This window comes from Paenibacillus favisporus (genome assembly GCF_040545415.1).
GTDB lineage: Bacteria > Bacillota > Bacilli > Paenibacillales > Paenibacillaceae > Paenibacillus_AQ > Paenibacillus_AQ favisporus.
This window is the reverse complement of record NZ_JBEPLV010000004.1, coordinates 751993-773185: the sequence shown is the minus strand read 5'-3', so window position 1 is coordinate 773185 and position 21193 is coordinate 751993. Positions and strand designations below refer to the sequence as shown.

The following is a 21193-nucleotide window of genomic DNA, read 5'->3' as shown; positions in this document are numbered from 1 at the left end:
ATTTTAAAACCAACATGTTTACGTGTCAATAAAAACATAAGAATAAATTTACATATATTTTTGCAATCCATTTTCAAAAATATCCCTGAAATTTACCAGAATCGCTTTCATTAGAAGAGCGGTACCCGGAGCGGCTGCAGACCAAAACTGGGCCCCCGAACCATTCCGGGCAGCCCAGCTCCTATTCAATGCTTTACTTCCTATAGATATGATCATGCATTTTAATATTTGTACGGCGAGCTACATAAAATTAAAGGACTGACACGACGTCGCCGGTATGGCCCGCCACTCGGAGCTTCCGCCATTCCTTGATGAGCCTTCCCTCTTCATCGATCAGGAACGTCGAACGGACGACGCCCCAGAACTCGCGCCCGTACATTTTCTTCAGCTGCCATACGCCGTACAATTCGCTCACATGATGGTCCTTGTCGGACAGCAAAGGAAACGGCAGGCTATATTTCTCGGCAAATTTGCCATGGGATTTAAGCTCGTCCGGGCTGATCCCAAGCACGACCGCGCCTTTCGCTTCAATCTGAGGAAGTGCGTCGCGGAAATCGCAGGCTTCCTGCGTGCACGCGGGCGTATTGTCTTTCGGGTAGAAATACAGCACCACCTTGCGTCCCCTAAAGCTGCTGAGGGTGATCTCCTCCCCGTTCGAGGCCGGAAGGGTAAAATCGGGAACCATGTCTCCAACTGCAAATTGTGTCATATGTATCACTTTCTCCTTTCAGAGGCCAAGCACTGCATCTATATAAACTGAACACTTTCGTTCATTTTATCTTGGTGAAATGCTTTCCAGAATGTAAAATTGATTGTATTGTCAAAAAAAATTATAATAAATGAATCCTTACTCTACAAATGTCTGAACATGTCGAAGACAAGCACTCTCCTTCAACAGGATAGCGAAAGGAAGAAAAGGAATGACTCCAAGGAAAAAAACAATATTATGGATTATAGCCATTATCGTATTAGCCATCATCGGTTATGCGGTCTATTATTTTGCATCGATTTATAATGGCCTGCAGGGATTGCAGAAATCCGCCGAAAACTCTCCTTTTAAATCAGTTACCCCCGTCGAAGTCAAAGTTCCCGATCCTCCCAAATGGGAAGGCACCGAACCAGTCAACATCCTGCTGATGGGCGTGGACGCCCGCGGCATCAAGGAAGGTGAAGTTCCCAGGTCTGACAGCATGATGGTCGCCTCCCTGGATCCCGTCAAGAAGCGCATCAATGTCTTTTCGATCCTCCGCGACACGTACACCGACATTCCCGAACACGGCCAAGACCGCATCAATACAGCGATTACCCATGGACCGAATACGGCAATGAAGGCGGTCGGCGATCTGCTTGGCATTCCTATCCAGTATTATGTCTATACGGACTTTCAAGGATTCATCAAGCTGGTGGACGCCGTCGGCGGCGTAGATTTTTACGTGGAGAAGGATATGTATTATCCGAGCAACGCAGACAACCATGAATACGATATCGACCTGAAAAAGGGCCAGCAGCATCTCGACGGCACAACGGCTCTGCAGTACGTGCGTTTCCGTCATGACGCAACATCGGACTTTACGCGGACGGAGCGGCAGCGGGCTTTCCTGAAGGCGGTCGCCCAGAAAATGCAGTCCACGACGTCCATCATGAAGCTGCCGAACATTTTGGAGCAGGTCAGCCCATATATAGATACGAACCTGTCCGTCAATGACATGTGGAAACTGGCGACAGTCGGTTACCAGAGTCAAATGGCCGGCAGCGAGCAAATTCCGCCGATGAAGCTGCTGAAAGAGGAAAAGGTCGGCGGGGCTTCCGTCCTGACCGTTTCCAGCGAAAGCAAGCTGAAGCAGTATATCCAGGACATTATGAACAAGCCGGAGACGGTGCCGGTATCCAGCGAAGGCAAAACAGGCACCCCAACCAATACCAATACTAACACCAATTCAACAACCTCCGGGGAGACCGGGGAGAACGGCAGTACGGGCAGCAGCAACTAGGCTGCCCGCCTGCTTTTTATTTGAGAAAGGAAGTTATCCGTCATGAATCGAACACGTTCTGAACAATTATATCAAGAAGCTCTACAGCACATCGTCGGAGGCGTCAACAGCCCCTCCCGCTCGTTTAAGGCGGTTGGCGGCGGGGCGCCCGTCTTTATGAAGCGGGCGAACGGAGCCTATTTCTGGGATGAGGACGACAACCGTTATATCGATTACCTCGCCGCTTACGGCCCGATCATTACCGGTCATGCCCACCCGCATATCACGGAAGCCATTACGCGTGCCGCTCAGAACGGCACCTTGTACGGAACGCCGACGCAGCTCGAAATCCAGCTCGCCCGGATGCTGAAGGAAGCGATCCCGTCGATGGACAAGGTCCGCTTCGTCAACTCCGGTACGGAGGCCGTCATGACGACGATCCGCGTCGCGCGTGCCTACACAAAGCGCAACAAGGTCATCAAGTTTGCCGGATGCTATCACGGCCATTCGGACCTCGTGCTCGTGGCGGCCGGCTCGGGCCCTTCCACGCTCGGCATTCCGGACAGCGCCGGCATCCCGACCAGCATTGCGCACGAGGTCATTACCGTGCCTTTTAATGACCTCGACGCCCTGCAGGCGGCGCTGGCCAAATGGGGCGACGACGTGGCGGCCGTCATGGTCGAGCCGATCGTCGGCAACTTCGGCATGGTTATGCCGAAGGAGGGCTTCCTCGAGGGCCTCTGCCGCATGGCTCATGACAACGGCTCCCTCGTCATCTATGACGAGGTGATCACCGCCTTCCGCTTCCACTACGGCAGCACGCAGACCTTTGCGGACCTGCAGAACCATGACGCGATCCGGCCGGATCTGACCGCCCTCGGCAAAATCATCGGCGGCGGGCTGCCGATCGGAGCCTACGGCGGCTCCAAAGAAGTGATGGAGCAGGTCGCACCGCTCGGCCCGGCCTACCAGGCCGGCACGATGGCGGGCAACCCGGCCTCCATCTCGGCGGGCATCGCCTGCCTTGAAGTGCTTCAAGGCGAGGGCGTCTATGAAGAGATGGACCGGCTCGCAGCGAAGCTCGCGGACGGACTGCAGGCATCGGCCGGCCGGTACGGTGTGCCGCTGACGATCAACCGCATCCGCGGCTCGCTGTCCACGCATTTCTGCGACCATCCAGTGACCAACTACGACGAGGCGCAGGATACGGACGGCGAAGCCTTCGCCGCCTTCTTCCGCGCCATGCTAAACCGTAATATCAATCTCGCGCCGTCTAAATACGAGGCCTGGTTCCTGACCACGGCCCACACCGAAGCGGACATTGACGCGACGCTAGAAGCGGCGGAAGCCTCCTTCAAGGAGATCAGCAAGTAAACGAGGATCCGGGGATGGCTGGTATCCACCCCGATCATAACGAAAGACCCTGCCTGCAGCTGTTATGCCGCGGGACAGGGTCTTTTTGTATTTATGATAAGTACCTCTAAGCTAACATCTGGCCATAATTCCGGCCGTCCGCTTCCTTACTGCTGAGGCTTGATCTCATCGAAAAACTTGGTTTGTACCAGTTTGGCCGCGTCGTCCAGCTGCTTCTTGGAATCCGTGTCTTTCTTCGAGAACAGCTCCTGTACGACGTTGGACATCGCGCCATAGTAATCCTGGGTGCCGTACTGGGCTTCAGGCTTGCCGTCCAGCAGTCCAAACAGGTTCGGATCGTATTTGTACACGTTGTCGTACTTGTCGTAAATCGCGGCCACCTTTTTACCGTACTCCGAATCGTCCTTGAAGTAGTTCAGCGGCGCCGGCACGAAATATTTGTTGTTGGCCTTACGCTCCTGAATGTTGCCTTCGAGCGCTTCCAGCCCTTTATCCGTAAAATAGTCGAACGTGATGTAGCGGAACGCCATTTCCTGCTCATCCTTGGTGGCGTTTGGATTAATGACGAGATAGTTGCCGCCGAGAATTCCGTAATGCTTGCCGCCTTTCTCAGCCGCCGGCATCGGATAAGCCAGCACGTTCTCCGGCTTCAGCCCACCTTGGTTGAGCGCGGCGTCGATGACGTCATACGCGCCTGCGATGACCATCGCCGTCCGTCCCTGCTGGAACGCGTTCAGGGCATCGCTCCAGCCGAGAGCCCAATCCTTCGGAATGGCGTTGGCTTCCCATCTCAGCTTTTTATAGAAATCGAGCGCCTTCACGCCGGCATCCGAATTGAACACCGCCGTATACTTCCCGTTCTCCACCTTTTGAATTTCCCCGCCCGCTTCGAACAGGAAGTTCGTCCAGTTCCATCCGGCTTCATTGCCTTTCCCCATCGGCGCAATGCCGGAGATGCCCTTCTTCACATCAGCCGCGCCTTTGGCCGTGTTGTACATATCGTCCCACGTCCAGTCCAAGGGCGGCACCGGAACCTGCTTGGCGTCAAGCAGCGCTTTATTGATCATGGTCGACGTGATGTACCCGTTCTGGGTAACACCGTAGACCTTGCCGTCCACCATGAACTGGTTTTGCAGCAGCGGATTCATTTCGTCCTTGTATTCCCACTTGTTGTACAGGTCCGAAATATCCGCGACCCAGCCGCGTTCCACCAGCATCTGTGCTTCGGTCGCAAACGTGTTGTAGAACGTCGGGGCTTCGTTTGAAGCCATTTTGATGCCGATTTCGTTGACGCTGTACTGCCAGTCGTCCTTCACGATCGTCACGTTCGGATACTTCTCGGTGAACCGTTTGATCTTGTCGTCTTCCTGCGCCCGCAGATCTTTTTGGTCCGGGAGCGGGTAGTGGATCTTAATCGTGATTTTCTTCTGGGTAATATCGTCCTCCGATTTCCCCGCATCCGTCGTCGCCGTCGTTCCCCCGGATCCGGATCCATCGGACCCGCCGCCCTGATTGTCGCCGCCGGCCGTTTTACTGCCGCCGCCGCAAGCCGCAAGCACCGAGGCCGACAACAGGAGGCACATCAGCACCATGGAAAACTTACGCATTGAAACTCCCCTTTTCGTCAAATGGTATGGTTTACCCTCTCATCATAAGAGAGGATGGTTCATCAATCGATGTGTAATCGTATGCCCTTCATGTGCATGCCTACGATGTTGGCCGGTCAGCCTTTGACCGCCGACAAGCTGACACTCCGCATAATGAACCTCTGGAACACGAGGAACACGAAGATCGGCGGGATCATGACCATGAACAAAATCGTGAATTTGATGTTGTTGTCCATGCTCCGCGCGTTGATGACGTATTTGTAGATCGCCGTGGCCAGCGTATACTTCTCCTCACTGTGCATCACGAGCGACGGCCAGAACCAGTCGTTCCATGCCGTGGAAAAGATAAAGATGGCCAGCGTGGCGAAGATCGGCACGGACAAAGGAACGGCAATCCGGACGTAGCTTGTGAGCTCGGACGCTCCGTCGATGCGGGCCGCTTCGAAGATCTCCGGATGAATGCCGTCGAAGAAATTTTTCATCAGCAGAAAATAGTAGGCGCTCGCTCCGGCCGGCAGCCAGAACGCCCAGTACGAATTGAGCAGGCCCAGCTCCTTCAAATTAACAAAGTTCGGAATGATATAGCTCGACGCCGGGATAAACAAGGTCATCAGGATGAAAAAGTAGATTCCCCTGCGGAACGGCACATTCAGCTTCGAGATGCTGAACGAGGCCAGGCCCAGCACCAGCACGGTCATCAGCAGATTGCCGACGAAGATCAAGATCGTATTCTTCAAAAACATCGGCAGGTTAATGTAGTCCCAGCCTTCCGAGAAATTGTCCCAATTCCACGTTTGCGGAAAGAAATGCGGCGGAAACGAGTTGACTTCCTGGTTCGTCTTCAGACCGTTAAACATCGTCATCAGAATCGGGTACAGCATCGTGACGACCATCACCGCGATGCCAAGCACCATGATGCCGTACACCACTTTGTTCAGCGGCTTCCTCAAATCGGAAGAAGAAAGGATTCCTCTGTCATGCTGGCTCATCTAGTAATCCTCCTTGTTCATCTTGAATTGAAGCAGTCCGAGCAGGCTGAGTACGATAAACATCAGCATGCCCAGTGCCGTCGCCGAACCGTAATCCAGCTGGTTGAACGCGTACTTCACGATAAGCAGCGCATAAGTCAGCGTCGTGTTGTTCGGTCCCCCGTCCAGCAGGGCGAGCTGGGATTGGTAGGCTTGGGACGTCCCGATGATTTGCAGGATAAACATCAGCACGATCAGATTCCGTATGGAAGGGATCGTAATGTAGCGGATCCGATTCCATACGCCGGCCCCGTCGATCTCGGCGGCTTCATACCAGTCTCTCGGAATGCTGAGCACGCCGGCCAAATAGATCAGCATCGCGGATCCGAACTGCTGCCAAGTCTCCATGAACACGATGGAGATCATGGACCATCGCCCGTCGGAGATAAAGGACACCGGTTCCACACCGAAGCTGCTGAGCAGCCCGTTGATCGGACCGACCGGGTCATACATCCACCGCCACATGCCGTACAGTACCACGCCCGGCACGACAAACGGCAGGTAAGCGGCAATCCGGGCGAAGCCCTGAAAAAAGCGCAGCTCCGAAATCGCGATCGATGCCACGATCGGCACCCAGAAGCCGATGATGACCGTTAAAAACATGTAATACAGCGTATTTTTAACGGCTGTCCATACATCGGGGTCGTGCAGCACCCTGGCGTAATTATCGAAACCGACAAAGGTGTTGCCTTTGACGAAATCAATCGTAAAGAAGCTGTACACCGCTCCTTTGATAATCGGCACCCACAAAAACAAAATGAAAATGACAATGGCCGGCAGGATGAACAGGTATCCCCAAAGATGCTTTTTCCACCTGCTCGTTCGTCTGCCCGCCGGCTTGCTCTTCGCTTCCGGCTTTAACATAGCTGTAGCGGGTTCCCCCATCTGTCTCCCTCTTTCCTCTAATGTTTCTTAAGGATAATTGTAGAAAAGCGGGCTGCCCGCGCACATGTCTAGTTCTATGGAAATGATGGCTGTTCTTACTTCTTCATCTCGCTCGGGCTCATGCCGAAATACTTTTTGAATATTTTGCTGAAATGCTCCGGCGACTCGTACCCCACCCGCTCGGCGATTTCATAGCGGCGCAGGTCCGTGTTCTGAAGCAGGTGGCGGCTCTCCTCCATCCGCAGCTTGATAACGTACTCCCACAGGTTATGCCCGGTAATTTTCTTAAACAGGTAGCTCAAATAGTTCGGACTGACATGGTTCTTCTTCGCCACCTCATGAATGGTCAGCCCCTTCTGGCTGTAGTTCTCTTCGATATAGCGCCTCGTGCTCTCCACAATCCGGTTGCTCTGCGTCGACAGCTCTTCTGCGGACGGATCTTCAGCGTAGTTATGCCAATTGAAGTCCCCGTAATAAAAAACGTGGTAGTCCGGGTAGTGCCGGCTCCACAGCATCGCTTTATCGGCCTGGCGGCCGAGTACGGAAAGAAAAGGAATGCCCTTCAGGATCTGGCTGATGGCGACTGTACAATCCAGCTTCAAATATTTGCGGATGTGATGGTACACGCTGCGGCCGGCCATTTCGAGCTGGCTGAGCTTGTTCTCGCCGGTTTCGGCATTTGCCGCCTCGCTCCACTGGATAATCGCATGGATGTCGTCATCCGGCGAGTAAAACAGAAGCGCATCCCATTCCTGATCGAGCAGCTCCTTCACAATATTGAGCGAGGCATACCGGAGAAGCCGCCGATCCCTGTCGGTATAGGACGGGCTGCTGGAGGAAAGGTCCAGCCTCATTTTCATGACGGCAAAATACGGACCCTTCAGCCCAAGCTCGTCATATTCACCGCCCGTCTCAAGATCCCCCGATTCATGGCCCGCTTCTTCCGACAGCAGCCGGTTCAGAAGCTCGTTCTTGCGGGGCTCGGGCTCCTCCATGCGAAAATCCTCTTGTGTGGCTGTCAAAAGCTCATTCACCTGCGGTATCCGTTTATCCATCTTAAGCAGCACGCTGCCGACGGAGTCCAGAAACTGCTCGCTGTTCAGCGGCTTCAGCAAATAGTCCTTGGCTCCGAGCCGGATCGCGCTTTGCGCGTACTGGAACGTTTCATGCGCTGAAATAATAATCGTCTGCACCCACGGCTTGATAATTTTCGCCTGGTGCATCAGCTCGATTCCGTTCATCTCCCCCATCTGAATGTCGGTGACGAGCAGGTCGACCTCCTCCATCCGGACGATATCGAGCGCCTCATGGCCGCTGCCCGCCGTGTAGACTTGACCGATGTCGAGGCCCGATGTGCTAAGCAGCCCGGCTAATCCCTTGCAGATGAGCGGCTCGTCGTCGACGACCAAAATATTGAACATGGATGCTCCCCCTTGTATGTAGCTTGTATGCAGCTTGTTTATACCTTGTTTGTCAGGAACCGCCTGCCGTTTCGGCGGGAAGCGTGATCGTGACCAGCGTGCCCCCGCCCGGGCGGACGTTGTAGACAAGGCCGTACTCCTTGCCGTAGTGAAGCTGAATCCGCTGATGAATGTTCCGGACCCCGTAACCGGTCGAAGGATCATTTGTTTCACTGTTCAAGTTCCGGTTGATGGCTTCGATGTCCACCGGTTTGTAGCCGTTATCGGAAATGCGGATGCGCAGGATACCCCCGGACGCCTCCGCTTCGATGCGGATTTCGCCGTCCTCGCCCATATTTTTAATGCCATGAATGATTCCGTTTTCGATCAAAGGCTGCAGCGTAATTTTCGGAATGCTCAACGGGTGCAGAGATTCCGGGAGGTCGATGTCCACCTGGAACGCATAGTCATAGCGGTTCTGCTGCAGCTTGATATAAGCGGTCGCATGCTCCAGCTCCTCTCCGAGCGTAATCAGCTCCCTCCCGCGGCTCAGGCTGATTTTCATCAGCTTGGACAGGTCCTTGATCATCTCGGCCGACACGTGGTTGCCTTCCATCTTGCTTTTCCAGTAGATGCTCTCCAGCGTGTTGTACAGCAAATGCGGGTTGATCTGCTGGTACAACAGCGACAGCTGCGCTTCTTTTTGCTTTAAATCCATGTCGTATTTGTAATGAATCAGGTCGTTCAGGCGCCGGGCCATTTCGTAAATGGTGGAGATCAGCACGCTGACCTCGTCGTTGCGCTTTCGGTGCGGCGTTTCGGGCACGGCATTCCCCGGCTCATAACGCCGGACGAAGGTAACCAGCTTTTGCAGCGGGGTCATCAAGGACCGCCAGAAATATAAAATGATGATCAGACCGGCGGCGAAATACGCGACCGAGATGATCTGGATGACATGCTTCATTTCGTCCTGCTGCTGCAGGAGCGCTTTGACCGGCACTTTGTACACCAGCTTCTGCTGGAGCACGTAGTTATAATCCACGACATAGATAAAATCCTTCGTAATGACGTCCTTGACGCCCATAGGTGAATTCCCCGGCTCCACTTCGGTAGGAAGGCTGAGCACGCCCTCGGCATCCGGCTGGGTGGAGGTCAGAATGTGATTGTTCCAATCGGTAAAATACAGCTCGCCTTCCGGCAGCGACACGGTCTTCAGCGATTCGCCGATCCTCGCGTCCACGTTCGTTACCATCAGCACGCCGATCGTACCGCCCTGATCAATGTTGTTGATCGCGCGGACATAGCCGAGCGTCTTCTGGTCGTACTGCCCCTTCGCCGGCGGGGATAAATGATCGGTGAGCCGCAAATAGCCGTTCCCTTTACGGGCTACCGCTTCGTCAAACCATTCCGGCTTCTCGGCCTCGTTCGAAAAGAAATAAACCCCCGACTTTTTGGACTCCGGATAATAAGGGGCAAAAAAGTAATGGTTGCCGGGATCGTACACGTACAGCGAATAGTACAGCGGCTGCCGCTCATCGCTCTCCTGCGAGTATGAGCTAAGCATGCGCTCCAGCTTCTCGTAGGTTTTCACCCGCTGCAGCACCGTGTCCTTCCCCGACGTATCCAGCTGCTGGACCACCGAATTCTGAAACACCGTCGCCGTCACCTTGTTAACGGTTTCAATATCGCGGCTGATCAGTTTGAAATTTTGCTTGTTCAGCTCTATATAAGCATTGGTTACATGGCGTTTTAAAATCTGGCCCGCCCTGTTGTTGCCGTACCCGTTCAGAATAAACACGGGAATGACGAGAACCAGAAACAGCAGGATCATCTGCTGCCTGACGTTCATTCTCGCCAGCGGATTGCGGATCCCCCGCTTCATCAGTCATAACACCTCCGGCTTTCTTTCAATATACCAACAATAAAAATGGGGAAGTATGTGCGTTTCTACGACAATCATTCGCGATTGTAAGATATGGCCCGGCAGACAGGCCCATGGGCGATTAGTCCTAGTGTAATTTATTTTCGGCGGGTTGCCAGTAAAATTTTACGGCAGCGTTATTGGCGGGCCTCGGCGGTGGAATAGCGACGGGATGACAACGGAATAGCGGCAGATGCCCTCTTTCCTTCCTCGAAAAAATGAGCTACAATAGTCCAAATCCATTTTCACGATGATGAAGAAGAGTACGCGCGAATCGCGGCCTCACAGAGAGCCGGCGGGTGGTGCAAGCCGGTGGCGGCGCGCGCGGAAGTGGGCTTCGGAGTGCCCCGTCTGAACAGGAACGCTTCCCCAAAGAAGCGGACAGTAGGATGGGCGGCAGGTCCCCACCGTTAACCGGGGCAGGGTATCGAGGAAGGCATATGCAATTTTCTTTTCGTTTAGCGCCGGAATCCGTACCTGTTGAGCAGGGCTGCATCCCTAGAGGATGGCGGCCAATCAAGGTGGCACCGCGGGCTGGAGCCCCGTCCTTGGATAGATCTCCGTCTGGAAATTTTTCAGCATGGAGATCCCAAGGGCGGGGCTTTTTTGGCGTTGATATAAGGACGTATTAGCCTCGGAGACTTATCGTCGGCCCTTCTGCCCGATCAACTAAAGCAAAACTGAAAACTGCATGATTGAAGGAGGTGATGGCCATGGATGACGGCTGGTGGTGGCGTCCCGGGAAGACCGGGTTACTAGACATGCTCGCTAATGAAGTTCCGTATACAAAACAATTTCAATTCAGGAGGAATAACCATGACAATTTCAACAAACTCACAACCCAAGGACATTGTCCTCACCGGAGACCGGACGACCGGCAAGCTGCATCTCGGCCATTACGTCGGCAGCCTGAAGAACCGGGTGCAGCTTCAGCAGCAGTACGAAACCTATATCATGCTGGCGGATGTGCAGGCGCTGACCACCCATTTTCATACGCCGGAAATGCTGGCGGGAAGCGTGCGCCAGGTGGCGCTGGACTATTTGTCGGTAGGCATTGACCCTGATCGTGCGACGTTGTTCGTGCAGTCGATGATCCCCGAGATAGCCGAGCTGACGGTGCTTTATTCGATGTTCGTGTCGGTCAGCTCGCTGCGCCACAACCCGACGATCAAGAGCGAAGCGGCCGAGCGCGGATACGAGGATCTGTATTACGGTTTCCTCGGCTACCCGGTCAGCCAGGCGGCGGACATCACCTTCTGCAAAGCTACCCTGGTTCCCGCCGGCGATGACCAGATCCCCCATATCGAGCAGACGCGCAAAATCGTCCGGCGCTTTAACGAGCTGTACGCCCCCGTCCTGGTTGAGCCGCAAATCATCGTAGGTGAACGGCTGGATGGGCTCGACGGTTCAAGCAAAATGAGCAAAAGCCTCGGCAACGCCATCTCCCTCGATTCCACCACGGACGAGGTCAGCAGCCGGATTCGCAAGGCCCCAACCGATCCGGCGCGCGTGCACAAAACCGATCCCGGCCATCCGGAGGTCTGCACAATTTACGGGTATCACCGGATTTTTCGCCCGGAGGACAGCGGCAATATTCATGACATGTGCACCCGGGGCACGCTCGGCTGCGCCGCCTGCAAAGCTAAAATCACCGGGGCGATCGAAGAGGTGCTGGAGCCGATCCGCGAACGCCGCGCCCGGTATGAACAGCGTTCCGGCGACATCGACGACATTCTAATGGCAGGTACCACCAAAGCCCGCGAGGCCGCGCGCCAAACGATGGGCGAGGTGCGGGAGGCTATGGGGATCAACTATTTTGACCGGAGATAAAATAGCCATAAAAATGGGCTGCCCGGAACCCTCCGGTTAGCCCATAGGAGAATACCCGTCCAAGGTGATACGGCAGAAGCCGTTCCTTGGGCGGTTTTTTTGATTGGTAATAACGAAGCGGCACGCTTTAAAAGCTCTGGACCAGGAAGTCCCGAAATTCGCGCGCAGCTTGGGATAAATAGCGCTCCTTTTGCCATGCGATTTGGTAAGTACGCCGACAGACCGGTTCCTCGATCCGCAGCACATGAAACGAAAATCCGATCCGATCTACCAGCGTCTCAGGGATAAAGGCGATGCCTACCCCCGCCCGGATAAAATGGCCAACGGCCGAATGCTCATCCACCTCGCACACAATATCCGGCTCAAACCCGGCCTGCCTGCAAAACTGATCCGTCATTTTCCGAAATGGATTGCTGCTCTGGATGCAAATAAAAGCCTCCCCCGCCGCCTCGCTTAACCGGATACTGCTGCGGCCCGCAAACCGGTGTGACGAAGGCACTGCCAGCAAAATTTCTTCCGTCAAAAAGGAAATTCCCTTGATGCCCGGCTGCTCGATCGGTGGGAACGTGATGCACAGGTCCAGTTCCCCGCTCAACAGCTTATCCCGCTTCTCCTGCTCTCCCGCCTGGGAAATTTGCAGCCGGATTTCCGGATGGATCCCCAGAAAATCTCCGATCCGGTCGGAGAAGCATTTATGCGTGGTCGTCGCCAGATTCACCCTGCCCTTCTCCGCTCCCGCCAGATCTTCGAGTTCCCTTTTTCCGTCTTCCAGGGCGTTCAGCGCGGTCTCTACCCTCCGCAGATAGGCCCGGCCAAAGGCGTTCAGCCGGATCTGCCGCCCCTTCCGGTCAAACAGCGGCACGCCCAGGTCCTCCTCCAGCCGTGAAATCGTCTTGCTGAGGGCAGGCTGGGCAATGCGCAGCTCCTCTGCCGCACGGGTCATGTGCTCAAGTTCGGCAACTTTGCGAAAATATTGAAGCTGCAGCAGCTCCATTAAGACCCCCTCCTTATATACCAAAGGTTATTAATAAATAGCATTATATATATTTTTTATTATTTATGATCGATTATAGAATAAATACAGGCCGAAGGCGAGAGAGGCTGCTCAAGCTCACCGCAGGAGGCATGAAATAAAAGCTCTGGATATCACTATATTCAATGACCGAAAGGATGATCGATAGCATGACAGAACAACAGACCATGAAAGCGGCGGTGATCCGCGCGTTCGGTCCGCCAGACGTACTGCATACGGCGGATGTGCCGCTCCCCTTACCCGGCCCTGATGAGGTCAGGGTTCGCGTAAAAGCGGCCGGCGTTCAACCGTTCGACCTGGCCGTTCGGGAAACGGGATGGATCCCGCCTGGTCTAAGCATCCGGTTTCCGCAAATTCTCGGCAATGACTTCGCCGGAACGATCGAGCAGGCCGGAGACCACGTAACGGACTTCGCGGCCGGCGATGACGTGATCGGCTGGGCTCTGCTGGCCAGCTACGCCGAATACGTCGTCGTTCCCGCCAGCCAAATCGTACGTAAGCCGCCGGGCATCCCTTGGGCAGAAGCCGGGTCGCTCGCAGCTTCGGGACAGACCGCCCACACCGCCCTGCAGGAGCTTCGCGTCGGGGAGGGCGATACCGTCCTGATCCATGGCGCCGCCGGCGGGGTCGGCACCATGGCTGTCCAGCTTGCCCGCGCCCTAGGCGCCACGGTTATCGGTACCGCCAGCGAGCGGAACCACGACTACCTACGCGCCCTGGGGGCTATCCCCGTCGCCTACGGCCCCGGCCTGGGCGAGCGGGTGCGTGCCCTTGCTCCTGGCGGCGTCGATGCAGCCCTCGACGCCGCCGGGAGGGATGCGCTCCGCGTGTCCGTGGACCTCGTCCCGGACAGGGAGCGCATCGGCACGATCGTGGACGGCGAGCTTGCAGCGGAGCTCGGCGTCCGCATGATCCGCAACCAGCGCTCGGCCGCGCGGCTGGCCGAGCTGGCGGATCTCTGCGCCGAGGGCAAGCTGAAGGTCCGCGTCCGCAGGACCTTCCCGCTGGAAGAGGCCGCCGCGGCGCACCGCGAGCTGGCCAGCGGGCACGGCCAGGGCAAGGTTGTGCTGGTGATCGGGTAAGGGAGGCTCCTGCTGGGGTCTCCGCCGTTCGCCCGAAACCAGCGGTTTGGTCGTGGAAGCGGTGCACCGTCGCATGGGCGTGGGCCTGAAGCTGGTTGGCCGGTGCATCGGGTAGTTGCAGCGTAAAGAGTACGGGCAGATCCGGTGCGTTCGAATGGAGAAAAGTAGAAGCGGGTTTTGAGAATACGGAGTGGCAGCAGATGCGATAGCTGATGCTGTAGGGGCTCCTGCCTGCCGGGTTGCGGCAGCAGGAGCAGGGATCAGGGAGGGGCTATAAAGAGGCTTTAATCAGAGAAGTTGGGCACCAGTCGGCTCTGCTCTCACAGGCTTCGGAGCCGATGCTCTCCCTGCCCTAATTAGTTGACTTAACGCAGCAGGCATGGCTCCCCCTTCCCCGAATCCAGCGGAGCGGCCGGATTCATGCTGGAGAAGCGGAAGCGGCCGCCTTTGTGAGCGAATTTCTTCCTCATCGTCCATTCCCAGAAATTCGCGAGCAACAGCGGTCGGAAGCATGAGCCGGACGCGCAGCGGGCTTACAAGAAGGCTTCGGAGCGATTCCACCAGAGATGTGGGCATCGGAGAAATCCCACCAGAGGTCTGAGCTCGGGAGCGCCGCTGTCTTAACAGCTTCCGAGCGATGCTCTCCTTGCGTAATTAGGTGCCTTAGCGCAGCAGGCATAGCTACCTCCACTTCCCCGATTCCAGCGGAGCGGCCGCCTTTGTGAGCGAATTTCTTCCCCATCGTCCATTCCCAGAAATTCGCGAGCAACAGCGGTCGGAAGCATGAGCCGGACGCGCAGCGGGCCTGCAGGATGGCTTCGGAGCGCACGCTCTCAAGCATTACAGGCTTCGGAGCATCCACCCTCAAGCATTACAGCTTCGAAGCCTCCGCAATAAACAAGGGCTCCCCCATCCGGGGAAGCCCTTCTCGTGCTTATTATGGATTGATAAATGCCGTTCTCAGCTTCGCCACGTACTGGACATCGAAGCCGAGGCCTTGCGCCAGCGCTGCCAGCGGTACGTACGTCTTCGATTCCTTGCCGACCTTGTTAAGGAATGCCGGTGCGCCGACGGCGACCGGTTGGCCGTTTACCTTCACGGAGCTGGCGCCGATCGTGATGACGACCGTGTTGCCCGCGTAACTGATCGTCGCGCTGGACGTCTTGCCGTCCCACTTAGAAGTGGCGCCGACCGCGTTCACGATGTCTTGGATAGCCACGAAATTTGCGCCGTTCTTAATGACCGGCTTGTAAGGCGTGTTCAGCTCCTTACCGCCGACGATAATGCCCATCGGCGCGCCCACCTCGTGAACAGCCAGCTTGGTGTAGCCGCCCCAGATCACTTCGGAGAAGACTTTGGCCATCGCTTCATACCCCATCTGGTTCGGGTGGATGTCCCGATCCGCGATGATATGCGTCATCGTGCCCTCGCCGCCGACGAACTCCTTGGCCACATGGGCCACCTTGACATTGACGCCCTGCGACTGGTAGGAGGCCGCCATCTTGTCAATGACGTCCGTAAAAGCCTGGGCCGCCTGCCCCAGCTTCGGATACAGCGCCTTGTCGGCGATTTCCGGCATCGGCTGGTACTGGTCGGCGACCACGATCAGCGCGTCCGGATTCAAGCCGTGCAGGTCGTCCAGCACGACCTTCATGCTGTCCGAGTACAGCTTGAACAGCTCCTGTACGCGGTCGGACAGCTGCTGGTCCGTCATTTGGCTCCCGGTCTCAAGCAGCTGGGACATGTCGTTGCCGCCGATCGTGATCGTAATGGCGTCCGCGGCCTTCACGGCCGCTTGAGTCTGTGGAGCCGCTGCGCCGATCTGGGCGGTCCGGGGATCCGGCAGGTTCGGCTGAATCGCCTCGGCACCGATCGGCTGTCCGGCTGCGACGGCTTCCACAAAGTTTTGGAGCCCTTGGCTCTTCAGCCCGGCAATCCCCACGTTCAGCGTTTCCGTCCGGCCGTGAAGCAGCCCCTGCTCCTGCAGGCGGTCCACAAAACCGTAAGGAACGTCCTTCTCTCCCTTGCCGGGCTCATAGCCGACGGTTAGCGAATCGCCGAAGGCGACGATCCGGTAGGGCTCTTTCGCCGCCGCTTGCGGTGAAGAAGCGGGTGCCGCTCCCGCCGCGCTCAGCACCAGTGCCGAAGACAGCAGCGCAACGGACAGCGAGCCTATGTACTTGTGAACAGTACGAAGCATGTGATCACTCCTTATTCAATGGAACAAGCCTCCGGCAGGACGCCAAAGGCTTGCTTGCTAACTTCAGTTTACCACCATTTACCGGTTTGGGGGATTAGTTTTTCCCCGAAATGGCGGCATGCGATTCGCGATATTCCGTCGGGGTTTGGCCCGTGGCCTTTTTAAAAACCTGGGTAAAATATTTCGGATCCTGATACCCCACCAGCGGCGCGATTTGATACACTTTTACGCTCGTATGGCTCAGCATGTACTTGGCTTTTTCCATCCGGCACTCCGTTAAATACTCAAGGAACGTATAGCCCGACACCTGTTTGAACAAGGTGCAGAAATGGCTAATGCTCAGGTCGGCGACTTCGGCAACTTCCTCGATGCTGAGATCTTGATGATAATGGTTCGAAATATACTGCTTCGCCTTTTCAACCACAGTTGGTCCGTCTTCCCGGTGCTGGCTTTTCAGGTGATCCGTCAGCTGCACCGCAAATGCTTCTTTAAGCAGAGCGATCGCGTCATGCAGGCTTCCCTGGTCATGCAGCTCATGAATCAGGCCGTCCAGGCGCCAATCCATCGGCGGATTTCCCTGCTCCAGCTGGCGGCACAGGACGATCGTCAGCTCAATGAGCATCCGCTCGGCTTCCTCCTTCGGATAGGCCTGTTCTTCCAGATATCCCTTCATCTCATCCCAGCATGCGTTCAGGCGCCCCGTATCGAGCGTCCGGATGGCGTCCAGCAGCTGTGATTCCAGATGCTTCGGATATTTTAAATCCGGATGCCCGGCCATATCCTCATGTTCCGTATCGGCAAACACACCCTCCTGCTCGGAATAAAAGCGCTGGTACAGCGCCCGGGCTGCCCCGTCATAGGCTCTGCTCAGCTGATGGATTCCCCGGGTCGTCCGGCTGAGGCCCACCGAGCACTTCAGCTTGGAATACGTACGGATCCGGTCGATCAGATCGTGGCCAAGCGTGATTTTCCGCGGCTGCAGCGCATCGGGGAACAGCACGATCCATTCTCCGCTGTGAAAAGGAAATACCGCCAGGCAGCCGTACTGCTGCGACCACTCCTCCAAAATGTTGCGGACTGCAAACAGCCACAGCCGCTTTTCGGCCATCGACCACCGTTCGCTCAGCTGGTGGTAATGATCCAGCTGCACAACGGCCATAAAGTAGTCCTCATCCAGCTCATGGCTCTCCAGCCACGCCAGCGGTCCGCGCGGACGGTCGTTGCCCTCGATCCATTCCGCGTACATCCGCTCGCGGGCCATCACGGACAGCACCTGAACCGAGTGCAGCAGCCTGTCGTCGGCCCGCCGCGCGTCCAGCCGGGCAGCGGCCCGCTTCAGCATCTCTGTCAATTCGTCATGATCGATGGGCTTCAGCAGATAGTCGAAAGCCCCCTGCCGAAGCGCCTCCCTGGCATATTCGAATTCGCCATAACCGCTGATCACGATGAAAATGCGTCCAGGATTGCCCGTAAGCACTTCCTTCATCAGCGTAATGCCATCCATGCCGGGCATGCGGATATCGCTGATGATGATGTCCGGCGCATGCTCCCGGACCAGGTCGAGCGCCCCTTCCCCGTTCTTCGCCTCGCCGGCCACCTCGATGCCCAGCTCCTCCCAGGGGATGGCAGCCTTCAGACTCCGCAGAATGATCGGTTCGTCATCCACCAATATGGCTGTGTAATGCCGGCCTGAACCTTCCACTTCCTATCCCTCCTTTCATTTCACCGCCGTGCTGCGCCTCAGATTCCAGTACTGCTGTGAGGAGACGTCCAGCTCCTGCAATGCGTCTCCTGCCGAAATGCCCCCGTGCATCATCTCTGCGATGACCGCCAGAAACGATTTGTTCACTTCCGGGGACAGCATATTGTCATAAGGAACGAAGGTTTGCGGGTCCTGCTCCATTAAGGCGGTCACCTGCGGAAAAACCGGCCCGGTCCGCTCGGCATCAAAAGGAATACGCATGGACGGAATCCGCAGGCCCTCGTACACAATCCGTTCCTGCACTTCGGTCGTGTACAAGCTCTTCATCAGCTCCAAGGCCGCCTTTTTCTGCGCTTCGCTTAAATTGGAAGATAAACCGATCCCGATCGTATAACCTCCCGCAAGCGACTTGGAGCCGCCCGGCTCAAGGGACGGGAACGGAATCGCCTTGATATCGTTCTGAAAATCGGCCGGCGCACGTTCGTTATGAAACAGCGTAATGTCCCAGTTGCCGTTTAAATACATGCCCGCTTTGCCATGGCTGAACAGATCGATCGCTTCTTCGGTCGAGATATCGTTGGGATGGGGGCCGAATGCCCCCTTTTCCGCCCATGCCTCGATCTGGTTAAATGCCTTCAGATAAGCCGCATTTTGAAACGCGCTGCCGCTGTTTCCCTCGACGAGGTTTTCGATCATTTGCGGATTGCCGTAGCGGTCCATTAAATAATGGGCAAAAATAGCCGCCGGCCAGCGCTCCTCGTTGCCGAGGGCAAACGGGATATAGCCGTGCTGCCGCAGCACGTCCACCGCTTCGTTTAACTGGCTTAACGTTTCCGGAATGGCGATCCCGAGCTTGCGGAACAGGGCGGCGTTCACATACAGCGGCTCGGCGTTGCCTTCAATCGGCAGGCCGTAGACATGGCGGTCGAAGGTCCACAGCTTCAAATCTTTAAATTCGTTCTCCAGGTGGTTGCCGTTCACGAACTTCGTCAAATCGAGCAGCCGGTTCGACCTGACGTACGGTTCGATCTCGGCGCCGCCAAACAGGACGAACATGTCCGGAGGCGTGCCGGTCACCATCTCGCTCTTGAGCTTCTGCTCCCGGTGGATCGTTTGATCCATCCCGTCAAAATTGACCTTGACGTTGGGATGGGCCTCCTCGAACTCGCGCACGACATCTTCAAAAATGTTCAGCATCGGCCGGTCATGCTCGCTGATCCAGAAATGCCGGAAGGTCAGCGTGACCTTATCGGTGGCGTCCTCCTCGATCGGCTCATGGTTGGCATGCGCCACGACGACGACCGTGCCGGTCAGTACGACCGCATAGAGGAGCACCCAGCCCCAGCTTCGCAGTTTTCTTCTTAACATCCGTTTTTCTCCTCCCCTGACGCACCGGTCCTATGGCATAATCTTCGGCACCCGGATCCGGACGACCGATCCGCCGCCGGGAGAGGAGCATATGAGGATGCCGTAATAGCCTCCGAACCGGATCCGCAGCCGTTCATGGACGTTTTTCAGGCCCACGCCGCTGTCATGGTACTTTTTCGATCCGGCGGACTCCTTGTTCCAAATACGAAGCAGCGACTCCGGGTCAAAGCCCGGCCCGTTGTCCGTCACGTCGATGACGATGTCCCGGCCGGCTTCAATGGCCTGGATGCGGATATATCCTTTGTCCTCCATCGGCTCAATGGCGTGGTACAAAGCGTTTTCAACAATCGGCTGTACGATCAGCTTCTGAGTCATATATGATCGCAGCGTCTCGGGAATGTCGATTTCATAGTCAAACCGGTCTTCGAACCGGTATTTCTGAATGTTCAAATAATGGCGCACATGCTCAAACTCCATATACAGCGGAATAAGCTCCTGGTTCTCGCTGATGCTGATCCGCAGCAGCTTGCCGAGGGAAATGACCATTTTGCTGATATCCCGGTTCCCAGCCAGCACCGCCATCGAGTTGATCGATTCCAGCGAATTGTAAATGAAATGTGGATTGATCTGGGCCACCAGCGCCTGCAGCTCGGCTTCCTTCTTGCGGGTCTGCTCCGTCTCGACCTGCTGGATCAGCTCCTGGATCTGCGAGCTCATCCGGTTAAAGCCGTCGATCAGCAGATCGGTTTCATCATCGCTTTGCGTATGGGATGTGATCGGCACGAAGATGCCCTGCTTAACCCGCTTCATGCCGTTTACGGCGCTGATCAGGCTGCGGACCAGCCTGCGGATAAAAAATTGGTCGAACCAAAGTGCCGACAGCAAAGAAAACAGACCTAAAATAATGGCGATATTCCGAATGGAAACGGATTCAGAACGAATCAGCTTCAGCGGCGTCACCGCAACCAGATACCACTGTTCGTTGTGGGACGGCAGAAAGGTAATGAGCGATTTTTCATGATGAAACGAATCTACGTAATAGTCCTTCGTCTTGGTGTACGTGTCTGACAGAAAAGGAAAAGAGATGTTCTCCCCGATCCGGTCTCCGGATTTGTTAAATACGACGCTGCCCTCTTTGTTCACCAGCAGAATGTCCCCGTTCTTCAACGTCGCAGCTTCCCAGAATACCTGATCCAAAATATCCGGCTTCACATAGATGACCAGATAACCGATCGTCTCCAGCGAGTAGTAGTCTTTGATGACGCGGGCATGAATCATAACGGGACGGCCCGCTGCCGCCGAACCGTTCTCCCCCGGCCCGGACCATACCGGACGCCCTTCGGCGCCCAGCATGGACGCATACCAGGTTTGCCGCTTCAAATCGCCGAATGACATCGGCGCATTGTACTGATAGATCAATTGGCTGGTGGAGTACAGGCTGAACGAAGTAATCATCGGGTGGTTGATCAGCAGATTGTTGATCTCCTGCTTGCGGTCGTACGTCACACTTACATCCGGATTTTTCAGAAACTGCTGAATGACCGGCTGGGTAATCGCCGCATTGGAGACGGAGTTGATCTCATTCAAGGCGAACTTGAGCTTGCGGTCCGTCTCCAGCAGCGAAATCCAGTAGAAATTGTTCGACTTCTTCTCCATGGCGCTGGAAAAGTTGTAATAGGTGACCACGCCCATGATGATGACCGGTATGAACACCAGAAGAATAATAGCCAGTAATATTTTGCGGCGGAGCTTCATGGCACTTGGGTCCTCCTGCCTCCTGCTTCTATGTCTTT

At 55.8% G+C, this 21193-nt stretch carries 15 protein-coding genes and 1 other annotated feature; of the genes, 4 read left to right on the top strand and 11 right to left on the bottom strand.

From position 1 onward, the window contains the following. Window positions 1-250: 250 nt before the first annotated feature. A complete protein-coding gene (gene bcp / locus ABID47_RS21360) occupies window positions 251-709 on the bottom strand; it encodes a thioredoxin-dependent thiol peroxidase (RefSeq protein WP_354499674.1) in 459 nt (152 codons plus the stop codon). 211 nt (window positions 710-920) lie between these two features. Between bcp and ABID47_RS21355 the strand changes: the two genes are divergently transcribed. Both ABID47_RS21355 and ABID47_RS21350 read left to right on the top strand, forming a co-directional pair. Beyond that, window positions 921-1991 carry an LCP family protein gene (locus ABID47_RS21355; protein WP_354499672.1) on the top strand — a complete coding sequence of 357 codons (1071 nt, stop codon included), beginning with the start codon at window positions 921-923 and terminating at the stop codon, window positions 1989-1991. A 42-nt stretch (window positions 1992-2033) separates the two neighbouring features. Beyond that, window positions 2034-3344 (top strand): glutamate-1-semialdehyde 2,1-aminomutase, encoded by a 1311-nt coding sequence (locus ABID47_RS21350; RefSeq protein WP_354499670.1) that lies wholly within the window; start codon window positions 2034-2036, stop codon window positions 3342-3344. Window positions 3345-3490: 146 nt separating this feature from the next. Here the strand turns inward: ABID47_RS21350 and ABID47_RS21345 are convergent, their stop codons facing one another. The 5 genes from ABID47_RS21345 to ABID47_RS21325 form a co-directional block, all read right to left on the bottom strand. Further along, window positions 3491-4951 carry an ABC transporter substrate-binding protein gene (locus ABID47_RS21345; protein ID WP_145138040.1) on the bottom strand — a complete coding sequence of 487 codons (1461 nt, stop codon included), beginning with the start codon at window positions 4949-4951 and terminating at the stop codon, window positions 3491-3493. Between the two features lie 116 nt (window positions 4952-5067). Beyond that, a complete protein-coding gene (locus ABID47_RS21340) occupies window positions 5068-5940 on the bottom strand; it encodes a carbohydrate ABC transporter permease (RefSeq protein ID WP_354499668.1) in 873 nt (290 codons plus the stop codon). Next, window positions 5941-6843, bottom strand: coding sequence for a carbohydrate ABC transporter permease (locus ABID47_RS21335; protein WP_435530654.1), 903 nt, complete (start codon window positions 6841-6843; stop codon window positions 5941-5943). It abuts the gene before it with no gap. A 116-nt stretch (window positions 6844-6959) separates the two neighbouring features. After that, on the bottom strand, window positions 6960-8285 hold the full coding sequence (locus ABID47_RS21330; RefSeq protein WP_354499664.1) for a response regulator transcription factor: 1326 nt from the start codon (window positions 8283-8285) through the stop codon (window positions 6960-6962). A gap of 52 nt (window positions 8286-8337) precedes the next feature. Continuing rightward, entirely contained in the window at window positions 8338-10146 is a 1809-nt protein-coding gene (locus ABID47_RS21325) for a sensor histidine kinase (protein WP_354499663.1), read from the bottom strand. 280 nt (window positions 10147-10426) lie between these two features. Beyond that, window positions 10427-10738, top strand: a binding site (T-box leader). Between the two features lie 263 nt (window positions 10739-11001). On the opposite strand from ABID47_RS21325, the gene trpS reads away from it, so the two are divergent. Continuing rightward, window positions 11002-12015 (top strand): tryptophan--tRNA ligase, encoded by a 1014-nt coding sequence (gene trpS, locus ABID47_RS21320; protein WP_354499661.1) that lies wholly within the window; start codon window positions 11002-11004, stop codon window positions 12013-12015. A gap of 127 nt (window positions 12016-12142) precedes the next feature. Here trpS and ABID47_RS21315 read toward each other — a convergent pair whose 3' ends face one another. Further along, window positions 12143-13009 carry a LysR family transcriptional regulator gene (locus ABID47_RS21315; RefSeq protein ID WP_354499659.1) on the bottom strand — a complete coding sequence of 289 codons (867 nt, stop codon included), beginning with the start codon at window positions 13007-13009 and terminating at the stop codon, window positions 12143-12145. Between the two features lie 206 nt (window positions 13010-13215). On the opposite strand from ABID47_RS21315, the gene ABID47_RS21310 reads away from it, so the two are divergent. Then, window positions 13216-14130, top strand: coding sequence for an NADP-dependent oxidoreductase (locus tag ABID47_RS21310; protein ID WP_354499734.1), 915 nt, complete (start codon window positions 13216-13218; stop codon window positions 14128-14130). Window positions 14131-15067: 937 nt separating this feature from the next. On the opposite strand, the gene ABID47_RS21305 is transcribed toward ABID47_RS21310, so the two are convergent. The 4 genes from ABID47_RS21305 to ABID47_RS21290 form a co-directional block, all read right to left on the bottom strand. Continuing rightward, window positions 15068-16330 carry a stalk domain-containing protein gene (locus tag ABID47_RS21305; protein WP_354499657.1) on the bottom strand — a complete coding sequence of 421 codons (1263 nt, stop codon included), beginning with the start codon at window positions 16328-16330 and terminating at the stop codon, window positions 15068-15070. Window positions 16331-16424: 94 nt separating this feature from the next. Next, window positions 16425-18032: a response regulator gene (locus ABID47_RS21300; RefSeq protein ID WP_354499655.1), complete on the bottom strand. Its 1608-nt coding sequence runs from the start codon at window positions 18030-18032 to the stop codon at window positions 16425-16427. 15 nt (window positions 18033-18047) lie between these two features. Continuing rightward, on the bottom strand, window positions 18048-19400 hold the full coding sequence (locus ABID47_RS21295; protein WP_354499653.1) for an ABC transporter substrate-binding protein: 1353 nt from the start codon (window positions 19398-19400) through the stop codon (window positions 18048-18050). A gap of 30 nt (window positions 19401-19430) precedes the next feature. Further along, window positions 19431-21155 (bottom strand): sensor histidine kinase, encoded by a 1725-nt coding sequence (locus ABID47_RS21290; protein ID WP_152399249.1) that lies wholly within the window; start codon window positions 21153-21155, stop codon window positions 19431-19433. Window positions 21156-21193: the final 38 nt, after the last annotated feature.